8 protein-coding genes are annotated in these 11,890 nt (G+C 46.6%); all 8 read left to right on the top strand.

Annotated features, from left to right (window positions below):
* Positions 1-13 precede the first annotated feature (13 nt).
* A complete protein-coding gene (locus ACTNB3_RS08885; protein ID WP_427820476.1) occupies positions 14-367 on the top strand; it encodes a DUF1667 domain-containing protein in 354 nt (117 codons plus the stop codon).
* 24 nt (positions 368-391) lie between these two features.
* Positions 392-1,321, top strand: coding sequence for an alpha/beta fold hydrolase (locus ACTNB3_RS08880; RefSeq protein ID WP_441025145.1), 930 nt, complete (start codon positions 392-394; stop codon positions 1,319-1,321).
* 314 nt (positions 1,322-1,635) lie between these two features.
* Positions 1,636-2,325, top strand: a complete 690-nt coding sequence (locus tag ACTNB3_RS08875; protein WP_441025143.1) for a hypothetical protein — start codon at positions 1,636-1,638, stop codon at positions 2,323-2,325.
* Positions 2,322-3,230, top strand: a complete 909-nt coding sequence (locus ACTNB3_RS08870) for a class C sortase (RefSeq protein ID WP_441025141.1) — start codon at positions 2,322-2,324, stop codon at positions 3,228-3,230. The genes ACTNB3_RS08875 and ACTNB3_RS08870 overlap by 4 nt, the downstream gene beginning before the upstream one ends.
* Positions 3,197-4,222 carry a hypothetical protein gene (locus tag ACTNB3_RS08865; RefSeq protein WP_441025140.1) on the top strand — a complete coding sequence of 342 codons (1,026 nt, stop codon included), beginning with the start codon at positions 3,197-3,199 and terminating at the stop codon, positions 4,220-4,222. Before ACTNB3_RS08870 ends, ACTNB3_RS08865 begins: the two co-directional genes overlap by 34 nt.
* Before the next feature lie 72 nt (positions 4,223-4,294).
* Positions 4,295-8,455, top strand: a complete 4,161-nt coding sequence (locus ACTNB3_RS08860; RefSeq protein ID WP_441025138.1) for a DUF7601 domain-containing protein — start codon at positions 4,295-4,297, stop codon at positions 8,453-8,455.
* Positions 8,397-9,755, top strand: coding sequence for a leucine-rich repeat domain-containing protein (locus ACTNB3_RS08855; RefSeq protein ID WP_441025136.1), 1,359 nt, complete (start codon positions 8,397-8,399; stop codon positions 9,753-9,755). The genes ACTNB3_RS08860 and ACTNB3_RS08855 overlap by 59 nt, the downstream gene beginning before the upstream one ends.
* On the top strand, positions 9,743-11,863 hold the full coding sequence (locus ACTNB3_RS08850; protein ID WP_441025135.1) for a DUF7601 domain-containing protein: 2,121 nt from the start codon (positions 9,743-9,745) through the stop codon (positions 11,861-11,863). Before ACTNB3_RS08855 ends, ACTNB3_RS08850 begins: the two co-directional genes overlap by 13 nt.
* Positions 11,864-11,890 lie beyond the last annotated feature (27 nt).

Genomic DNA, 11,890 nt, shown 5'->3' with positions numbered 1-11,890 from the left:
GGTGAGCGGAAATATGGAGAAGAAGGTATTGATTTGTATCGGATGTCCCATGGGCTGTGAGCTTCAGGTAGAGATGGAAGACGGCAGCGTGATCAGTGTTTCCGGAAATACCTGTAAACGTGGGGATATTTATGCAAGGAAAGAAGTGACGAATCCGACCAGAATTGTGACGACGACAGTGCGTTTAAGCGGAGGCGGTGTAGTTCCGGTAAAGACGAAGGAGGATATTCCGAAGGAGAAGATCATGGACTGTGTCCGGGAATTGAAACAGCTTGTAATCGCAAGACCGGTTCAGATTGGCCAGGTGATTCTCGAAAATGCAGCCGGAACAGGAGTACCTGTGGTTGCAACTGCAAACAAAAAATAAGCGGTGGAAGGGGAGAAAAAACGGATGAAAAGGAATTTATACTATACTTCGGCGGATGGCGAGACGAGAATCCATGCGATTCTGTGGATACCGGAAGGAGAAGTCAGAGCGGTTCTTCAGATCAGTCACGGGATGGTGGAATACGTCGGCCGCTATGAGCGATTCGCAGAGTATCTGAATGAATACGGAATCTGCGTAGTCGGAAATGACCATCTGGGACACGGAGAATCGGTAATTTCTGATGAGAAGCATGGTTTCTTTAAACAGCCGGATGGAAATGAATGTGTAATAAAAGATATTCATAAATTGCGTTTATACATGGGAAAGCAATATCCGAATACTCCCTATTTTATGTTGGGACACAGCATGGGATCATTTTTGATCCGACAGTATATGATGCTGCATGGGGAAGGTCTTTCCGGAGTGATCGTAATGGGAACCGGGGCACAGCCGGAACCGGTTCTGGTTCTGGCGAAACTTCTTTGCAGAGCGATGGCAGCATGCAAAGGATGGGAGTACCGGAGTAAGCTTGTTGACCAGCTTGCATTTTCTGGAAATAACAAAAAGTTTGAACCTGCCCGGACGCCGCAGGACTGGCTGACAAAGGATGAAAAAATCGTTGATGCTTATCGGGAAAATCCGTGGTGTACGTTCACATTTACACTGAACGGATTCTATCAGTTGTTCCGGACGATCCAGTTTGTTCAGCGCAAAAAGAACATTCAGAAAATCCCGAAAGATCTGCCGCTTTTCTTTGTCGCGGGAAGCGATGATCCGGTGGGAAATTTCGGAAAAGGTGTCCGGAAGGTGTACGAGTCCTGTCTAAAGGCCGGGGCTCAGAATGTAGAATTAAAATTATATGAGAACGATCGTCATGAAATCCTGAATGAAACGGATTATATGGATGTATTTGAAGATTTGCGAAAATGGCTGGAAGAAAATTTTGAAAAATAATGCTTGAATTTTCAAAAGTTATGTGATATTGTAAATGCAATCTCAGAAAACATTCTCAGATTCGTTTCGTGTAAATGGCTGCACGATTTCTGAACAGATTCAGTTTTATTATTATATCAATTGATTCCATTTATCAAAATTATATTTATACAATATCTTTCATGGCGCACTTTTTTGTGCGCCATCTAAGGACAGAATCTTTTCTGTCTCAAATATCATATCGTTCATTCTGTATCGAATGAATACCACTTTAATATTTTAACGGGATATCTCTTTAAAGTGCATATCAAAACAAAGGTCAAAGGAGAGTACGAATGATTCGTAAAAGAAAAAGACAGATTTTGTCGAAAGGTCTGGCTTTCTTCTTCCTACTGACTCTGCTGTTACAGACGGTTACGGTACGCGCCGGGGAAAAGGACAGCTATCATTCAGATGCCCGGTGCAGCCTGACAATCGAATTGAAGGATCTGGGAACAAGGCCGGAACATACTGTCTTCGACATTTATCAAGTCGGAACGGTTGAGGCAGAGACATCCCTTCATTTTCGATTGCTGGACAGGTACCGGAAAACGGGGATCAATCTGAAGCGGATCCGTCTGGCGGAGGAACAGGAAGAGGCAGCCGCGAAGCTGACCGGTGTGTTGAATGAGGACACACTGGTTGCAGAGATGGAATCCGGAGAAAACGGGGTGCTTGCCATCGTCGATCTGGAACAGGGGGCTTATCTTGTCAGGCAGAAAGACCCTGCCGATTATGGAAATGTCGCGCCGTTTCTGGTGTTCCTGCCGTATGGAACGAGTGAGAAATGGGAATATGACCTGAAGGTTTCGCCCAAAGCGGAACGCCTGGAACAGGATAAAACGCCGCTGCCGGAAATGCAGATTCAGACACATGTCCTTCCGATCGAAACAGGGGATTCATCTGAAGCGGTGATCTATGTGTCGTTATCCGTGGGTATGCTGTGTATTTTAATTATTTTAGTAGAAAGGAAACAAAAAAGTTGAAAAGAAAAGTATCTTTGATGGTATTTGTTTTCTTCTATCTTAGCTGTATTGCTATTATGGATTACCCTTATCTGGCGCGTATATATAACGGCCGTGTTCAGGGAAAGGCTGTGACAGAGTATGAAGAGACCATTGAAAAAATGGACCGGAACATGTGGCAGGAACAATTGGAGAGAGCTGAGAGGTACAACTGTTTCCTTGGCTCGGGAACGGAAGAGAGGCTGGAAGATCCTTTTGGAAATACATCTCAGAACCATCGAGAATATGAGGAACTTTTAAACGTGGGAAAAGAAGGGATTATGGGGTGGATCGAGATACCTCAAATACAGGTCACACTGCCCATTTATCATGGCACTTCTGAAAATGCACTCCAGAAAGGAGCAGGTCACCTGGAGGGGAGTTCTCTTCCGGTAGGCGGAACGGACACACATACGGTGATATCCGCACACCGGGGACTACCCAGCAAAAAGATGTTTACGGATCTGGATCAACTGGAAACAGGCGAGCTCTTTTACATTCATGTGTTTCAAAAGATCCTGGCTTATCAGATTACGGAAATAGAAACGGTAAGACCGGATGAAACAGGGCCCCTGGCAATCCGTAAAGGGGAGGATCTGGCAACACTGGTCACTTGCACACCGTATGGAATGAATACGCATCGGATGTATGTTCATGGGAAGAGAGTTCCTTTTGAGAAAATCACAGGAGAAAGCACCGGGACAATCGAGATGGAGAGGTGGATCCGGGAATACGGGTGGCTTTGCCTGTCCATTGTACTGATTGTATGGCTTTTGATTCTAATAATACGTTTTTGCGGAAAAAAGGAAGATGCAGTCAGAGCAAGAAAGAGAAGGAGGAGAAAGGTAAAAAAATGCGGGAAACAAAATCAATCTGGAAAAAAGTGACGGTAGCTCTTTTTGCGGTGTTTATTCTTGCGCAGGCTGTTCCAAGAATACTGTCCGCAGAAGATAATACGGCAAATTGGACACTGGATGTGTATTATGTGAATGAAACGTCCCTCTACGATACGAAGAAGACGCAGGATTTTACGTTGAAATATCAGATGGAGTTCCATACAAATCAGGATCTGGGGGAAGGAAGCGTAGAGATCCGGATTCCAAAAGTGTTGCTCACCTATCGGGACGGCACGGAAATTCTTCCGGCAGATATTGCCGTGCCGGCGGGAACACCGGAGAATCCGACAGATGGGAAGAATACGCCGTTTAATTACTATGAAGAAGAGGATGAACTGGTATTTTTCAATTATAAAGAGATGCGTTCCGGGTCAAATGCGGCATTTCAAGTATTGTATAAGAACCTGGCTGTCATGAACATTGTTGACATGACAGAATGGTCGCTGACACCCAGGATTCAGGTGACTACAGAAAATGACACAGAGACGGCTGAACTGAAGCCGCTTACGGGGCGTGTGGACACCTATGCATCACTTGGCAGTGTGACGAAAACAACGTATGTAAGCGGTCAGAGCTATACGCCCGGACTTTATACAAAAAAGCAGGCAGAAGCATTTCTTTCGGGAAAGCTTCCGGAAGAATACGAGGAACATTTTGAAAATTACAAATATGTAGTCTGGGAAGTAAAAGCAAATGGAAATGGTACACAGCCATTTACACTCAAAATGGAAGAAACACCGAAGACTGCGGACCAGACGGCAGGGAGTATTGTCGGTATTAAAGTAAAGCGGGGATTTACCGTGGTAAGTCCGATTGATTATTCGGCCGGCACGGTAGAAATACGGGCGTCGGGCAGGCAGGATTCCTGGTCCGGAAGTCTCTATGTAGTGACGGCATATCCGGCAGAGGCAGTCACGGATGGGACGGTGCTGAACAACGAGGCGGCGATGATACTGATGCCGATAGACGGAAAAGATCCATAACAGAAAAAGACAGGATCGGCCTCATGGACTTACAAAGAATATGAGTGGATCTATCCGGGCGATATTCTGAATGTGAATAAAGAGCAGGATCAGACATGGGAGAGCTGGCTGGAAGTATTCCGGTATGCAAAGGCGAATCAGGAAGATAAAGGAGCATTTCCATTTTCGACAAAAAGTATATGCCGCGGGTATGGTTACACACATGAGCTTTCCGGAAGCGAGATGGGAACATATCGGGAGGGAAGCAGCTATACGGTCAGCACCTTTGACGATACCGTCTGCGCTTATCTGTCTTCCGAAAAAAATGCCAGAGCAATGACGGGAGAAGATTATTACTTCTCGGAAGTTAAGATCATACAGAAAGACCGGGGATATGATGTGTGGGAAAATGATTTTGAACAGCCGGAACAGAATGAGGATGTGGACCAGAAGCTGGCTGTTTATGCGGTCTTTGCAGACACGGATCCGCGGGGAAACGGGGAATGGGAGCATATCGCAGATGTCGGTTGGAATGAAGAAGGAGAGATGACTTATTCTTTTACAGAGGCGCAGCTTGCGAGAAAACCATGGAAAGTCAAGGCGGTACATCAAAGCATCAATTATCAGACGACATGCGAAATATATGTGCAACTTCGGCTACGCTATGATTCCCCGGTGATGGAGGAACTTCTTGCAGCAGATCCGGACCAGATTATTCTGAAAAACAGTTCCGGCGCCGAGGTGTTGCACGATGGCGGACAGTTGACGATGCAGGACGATGCGGCAATTAAGCTTTCCAAAATGCAGATGCATGCGGCAGCTTATAAGACGGCAAAGACGACAAACGATGTGGTAAACGGCAGGGCGCAGGTGGAATATTGCCTGACCGCACATGATGGCTACCTGGTAGAATCCAATGAGGATGCAGTATATTTGAAACAAAATGGCGTGAAGAGTCCCGGAAGAAAGCATCTGGTATTTTATGATCTTCTTCCATATGGGATGAGATTTGATCCTTCCGGAGAAGTGATCGCTGGGCGTCTCAAGAATCTGAGTTATTCCGGTGTGTACAATACACCACAAAGCTGGGATACCACACAGGTGGAAGTGGAAATGGATTCCGAGAGAGATGTGATTGAAAATTATAAGGGAACCGGGAGAACGATGGTAATCTTTCATTTGACATATCAAGGAACGGATTCCTCTGTGATGACAAGAAATTCTAATCAGTATACTTACTGGATGGAAGGCTGGGGCGTCAGCTTTCAGGCGTATTATGACTGGAAAGATGAGCAGGTCAGTCAGTCGGAAGCAAATATCTGCGCTTTTATGCCGGGGCAGGAGGATACAAAGCCGCTTCTGGGAACGCAAAGCGAAGTGGCCTGCGATGACGGAATCATCGTGCCGGAAGGATTTGAGGAGGATTATAAGAGTCTGGGAAGTGACATCAATCAGGACGGGATCACCAATATCCGCAATGTGCTTTACGCAAGAACACTTGCAACGGAAGACATTGCTCTGGCATCCCAGTCGGCTATCCAGAAGCTGGTCCGCGCGGATGAGGACCGTTTCGGGGTGTACCTGAAAAGCGCGAGAGTATCACCTTCGGGCGGCTATACCTATGACATAACGGTTACCAATACCTCTGCACAGCCGATGAGAAATATTGTGATTTTCGACAGACTGGAACATGCTGCATCCGACAGACGAGGAGTGCCGGAAGAGATCGATTTTGAAGATTCCTGGTGGTACGGGAGCTTTCGGGAAATCGTTTTGGAGGGATTACAAAATCAGGATATTGCACCGGTCGTTTATTACAATGAAGATCGGGAAGCGGTGCTGCCCGAAGAGAAACAGTCTCCCGGGGAAGTTCTGACGACGGCGAATGGATGGTACTTAGAGGAAGAGTGGCAGTCACTTGGAAAGACAGCGGATGAGGTACGTGCGGTTGCGGTGGATATCAGCGATAAAAGAAATGGCGACGCGTTCATACTCGATTCGATGGAATCGGCGACATTTCAGATCAAGATGAAAGCACCTGAAAATACAGAAAACGGGGCTATTTATGCATATAATAATCCAGTTTTCTACTCTGTGACGGGGATGAATGGAGCAGAGAGTGTATATACTGTTAGCGGAAATTCCGTGAAAGTGTCTCTGGGAGGCAGCGGAATTCTGGAAATTGAAAAGCAGTTCGTGAAGGAGGTACCGGATGCCGTCAAAGCAGAGGAGTTTGAATTTTATTTAACAAGAATCGAGGATGATGCACCCAAATATGCCAATCAGGAATATCAGCTCTGGCGTACCAAAGACGATGGCACCTGGGAACAGGTGAATGGGATCTATGCTACGGATGCAAACGGAAAGCTTGTACTTCGGGCAGGAGAAAAGGCGGTATTTCTCCGGGTGAAAGATGTGGCACAGATTCGGGTGGAAGAGGAGGAAAATCCATTTTGGGAAGCTGAACAGACGGATGCGACCACCTCAGAAGATGGAATAGAAAAACGGGTAGTCCAGGTGAGAAATACCTATCGCCCGGTATTGTACGTGCAGAAGAAATTGCTGGCAGTTCCGGAGGGAGATGCGGCAGCGGAAGATATTTTCACATTCCAGCTCCTGGCAGATGGGGAGCCGTATGCCCATCGGGAATTCTGGTATGTGGACAGCGTGCGGACGGATGGCGGGATTCCGCAAAAGGTTACAGCGTCCGGGCAGAACGGAATCGGGAAAACGGACAGCGATGGAAGATTTCAGATCAAAGCAGGGGAGATTCTTGCGCTCTTTCCCGGAGATTGCGGGACCAAGTATACAGTAAAAGAATGTGTGGAGAAAGACGCGGATTGGATCTGCAAAACGGATACTGTTGAAGGGATTCTGCCGGTTCAGGGAGCTTCGGCGAGTATTACCAATATTTATCGGTGGAAAAATCTGTATTTGACAAAGCAGATCACCCATCAGGATGTAAATGCATGCACGCAGGCATTTACATTTCGTATCACCGATTCAGAAGGAAATCCTGTTGGCGGAAAGCACTGGGTATTACTGGAAGAAGGAGAGGAGACCAAAGCAGAGGGTATCTTGAACCCGGATGGAAGCTTCACCTGCGTATGCGGTGGAAAAACGGTGAAAATAGAAGGATTGGAGGCGGAACAGACCTATCTGGTGGAAGAAACGGTAAGCGGGGAGCTTTACGAGAAAGTCAATCCGGGGACGGACGAGATTACTATGCCGCTTTACAGCAGTAAGAAAGAGATGGTGATTACCAATGATTATCGGAAACGATCCTTCTCGGTGTCCAAACAAGTGATCTATGATGCGACGGATTCGCAGCAGGCTGCAGAATTGGAAGAACGGTTATTCACGATGACGGTGACGGTAAGAGGAGAACTCCTGAGTGAGTATCCATATACTCTTACGGAGCAGGGCGAGACGGTGGATGGAGATCACAGGACGGATGCAAATGGACAGTTCCGACTGAAGGACGGTCAGACGGCCATTTTTGAGGAAGCGGGCCTCCGGAGTGATGAAATCACCGTTACAGAGACGAAAGATGTGGATTATCCGCAGATCTATCCTCCTTCCCAAAAACCATGGGAGGGTGAGCTGGGAGATGATACAGAAATTATCATCATGAACGGAAAAAGCGGAGGGCTTCTGATCGGGAAAACATATGTCGGCAAGGATGATGATTCCAAAACATATGTGGAAGAAGTGAAGGCAAAGGCATCATCTGTAAAAAAGCACGCGGTGAAGATGGTGCTTCGCGTGACGGATAAAGGCGGAAATACATATCAGTGGCCGACCTCCAGCCAGTATGTGAAGTCCATTCATCCGGATGGCACCAGCGGGAGTATATTCTGGTCGAAGGCAAGTGATTCTTCGGATGGTGCTTTGACGATAGAACCGTGGGATCTGGTTTACCTGACCAGTAAACAGATGAAGGATATTGTGTCATATTCGCTGGAAGAGGTGGAAGAATCTCGGCACCAGATCCGTTACTGGAAGGACAATAAATGGATGATCATCAGTCAGGATACACCCAGGGGAAATCAGCCTGTTAAGGGAAAACTGAATGAGATGGCGTCTGCTGCAATTATCAATAAAGTAGAAACCATGGAAATGACCGGCAGTGTGGTGCAGAAACGTATGCAGATCGGAAGTGAGGAGGTACCTGAAGGAGCAAGGCTGGTATGGCGTGTGGAACAGTATGACGGAGCCGGAACGGGCGATCGCTTTCGTGAACGGAAACTGTGATGCCGCTATGGATATAGAGAAGAAAATGGATGGAGCTTCCGATGAGATTTTTGCTATGAATCTGAAACAGGTAATCTCGATTCGGAAGAATCCGGTGACAAAACCGGAAGACATAGCCGCAGAGCGGGCAGCAGCCGGCATTCCATATCGGATATATGACAGGAAAAGCGGAAAAGTGGAGGGTGAAGGAATAACCGGTGCAGAAGGAGAGATACAGATGAAGGCGGGCCAGTATGCCCGGCTGGAAGTCCCGGGCGATACCTTGTGGACCGTGTCCGAACAGGGGGAAGCGTCCTATGTACTTAGAAAACTGAGCGGGACTTCCGAGAAAAATACGGTCAAGCTCGGGAGGAACCGAATGCTGATCCGCCGTGAGATCCCGGAAGGGCAGATCGAGGAAATCATCCTTACACAGGCTATGGTGAATCAAGGCGTGGTTGACGCATCCACCCGTCAGAAGGTGAAGCTGAACAGCGGGGATGTTGTGATACCGAAAATGATCTTAAAGGATGGAAAAGTGTATGTTGTGGCAGGAATCGGAGAGAAAGCATTTTACAGAAATAAGAGTATTACCGGAATTACGTTCCCGGATACGATTAAGACTATAGGAGATGACGCATTCTACCTTTGCAGAGGGCTGGAAAGCGATCTGGTTTTGCCGAAGGCACTTAAGTCGGTTGGAAACCGGGCTTTTATGGAATGCAATTATATGACCGGAGAACTGGAGATTCCGGAAAGTGTCGTGACCATAGGCGAATCCGCATTTTCGGGCTGCAGATCTCTTACGGGAGAACTGAAAATACCGGAAACAGTAAAAGAGATAGGAAGCGATGCCTTCGGAGCCTGCATGGGATTTACCGGAACGCTTGTTATGCCGGGGAGCGGTACAGTTATGGGAGAACGGGTGTTTAACAATTGCCATGGAATTACAGAGGTTGTTATTCCGGAGGATATCACACGGATTGAAACGCGGACTTTCTTTGCTTGTAAAGGATTGAAAAAGGTATGGCTGACCGATCAGATTACCAGTATCGGAGATTACGCGTTCGCTTCCTGTGAAGTCCTGGAGGATCTGAAAATAGGAAATCATCTGGAGACGATAGGGGGAAGGGCTTTTCACAGCTGCTATGGGTTGAAAGGCCAGCTGAATCTGCCTTCCAGTATTCAAACCATTGGGGAAAGTGCATTTTATGATTGTACCGGACTTACCACGATCTATATTGACAGGCCGAAGGATTCTGTTGAAGGTTCTCCGTGGAATTTTCCGAAAGGAAAGGTAGGGATACTATGGAAAGAATAAGAATTCTTACTGTAAAAATAATGATGTTCTGTATCTTGATCGGTTCCTGCCTGGGGATGATGGTTGTGTTTGTACAGGCCGAAGAAGATATACCGGGAGTGATATTTGAAAACAGCAGGAATGAGGCACCGGATCTGTACATTAAAAAACAGGTGAAAACCGCCATGGAAGGATATGATCCGCCGGAAGATCAGGAATTTTCCTTTGTATTGAAGCTGGATGGAGAACTGGCGAAAAGGTTGGAATATAGAGTGTTTGATAAAGAGGATGAGGAAATCTTTGATCGGGATATCCTGGGGAACCGAAAACGATTTCAGACGGACCGTTCCGGAACGTTTGCACTGAAGGCGGGCCAGACGGCATTGTTTGAATATGTGGGTTCGGGAGTCAGGTATGAAGTGACAGAGCAGCCGGCCGAAGATTACGTTCAGATCCAGCCGCAGGGAGAAAGCGCTGCGGTCGGAACGGTGCCGCCTTCCGGAGCATATGTGAATTTTGTGAATCTTTATATTCCCAAAAGTGATCGGGATACGGCAAATCTGATGATTCAAAAGAGTATTTCCTTTCCGGAGGGGTATGAAATGCCGGAAACGCCCTGGTTTTCCTTTCAATTACAGCTGGATGGCCGGAAATTCTCTTTGGAACAATATGAAATACATGATTCAAGAACGGATGAACTGTTGGATAAAGGAGTAACGGATTCGGAGGGCATATTTAAGATAAAAGGCGGATGCACGGCTGTATTTCGGGAGATACCGACGGATATAGATTATCTGGTTACCGAGAAGCCGGAAGACGGATGGTACAGCACCAAAGAGATCTCTTTAGAAGGAACGGTCACTGCGCCCGGAACGATTGTAAATTTTAATAACAAAAATGTTTCTTTTGCAGTCAGTAAAGAAGTAGAAGGCGGTGAGTCGACCGAAGAATTCCGGTTTCTGCTTACGAAAGCCGACCGGACTGTCTGGGCGGACGCGGCATATTATCTGTATCGGACCGTGGATGGAAAACTTGTTGATGACCTGGTTCATCAGACCGAAAAGGATGGAAGCTTCCTGATGTGTCACGGACAGACGGCTGTTTTTATCGGCGGAGAGCCGGGAACAATTTACAATGTTTCGGAAATTGCGAATCCGGACTATGTTCAGGTGCTGCCTGCAGATTCCAGAGGATATACAGATAAAATGGTTTTTGATGGTGTGGAAGTGCTTCCATTTATAAATAGGAAGGAATCGAATGCGGGGACCTTAAGTGTGACGAAAGTAGTTGAAAATGTGAAAGGAACAGCGGCATTCGCACAGGATGAATTCGGTTTCCTTTTATATAGGAAGAAACTCAGTGAAAATGAGCAGGAATCTGTCTATGAACCTGTGAAAAATGCGGATTTTGTAATCAGCTCGGGCGATACGGAATTGACCGGGCAGACCGATGCAGAAGGAAAGTTTACCATCAAGGCTAACGAGACGGTGAGATTTACCGGACTTGATTATGGAGAATATAAAGTAGAAGAATCGCAGCTTTCCATTGAATATGTGGCGAAAGATGGCCAGAAAGTTCAGGAAGGGATTTTGACGGAAGAGGGCTTGCAGTTTACATTTGTAAATCTGTATTTGTGTAAAGAACTCGATCTGTATCTGACTAAAAAAACTACAGATGGACAGCCACTGGAAGGTGCATCCTTTATGCTCTATCGGGATGCGGCGCTTACCAATGCGGTAAGGGAGGAGCCTTTTGTGAGCGGAGCGGATGGCATGGCAATTATTTCTGATTTAAAGGCAGGAACCTATTATTTGAAGGAAATCCGGTCACCGGAAGGATATCGGCTGTGGGAAAACCCAATCAAAATCGATGTTATGCGTGTAGGGGCAAATATGGAAGTGACGGTTGATGACAGCCTTTTGGGAACGGATGAAGCGGGGCAGATTTATACGAAGCTGTATCAGGATCGAGATGATGAAGCCTATATTACCGTTTATAACAGCAGAAATTTTATGCTCCCGATGACAGGCGGAACAGGTGTATTCCTGTTCACGTCACTTGGTATGCTGGGTCTTACGATTGGCACATTACTCTATAAAAAGCAATGTTCTCATCGTGCAAATCAGTGAGGATGTTGTTTGAAAATAAAAGAAAAG

The organism is Bariatricus sp. HCP28S3_D3, assembly GCF_052065755.1.
In the GTDB taxonomy this organism is placed as follows: domain Bacteria; phylum Bacillota; class Clostridia; order Lachnospirales; family Lachnospiraceae; genus Allocoprococcus.
Note: the sequence above shows the minus strand (reverse complement) of the source record. Positions and strands in the feature narration are given on the sequence as shown.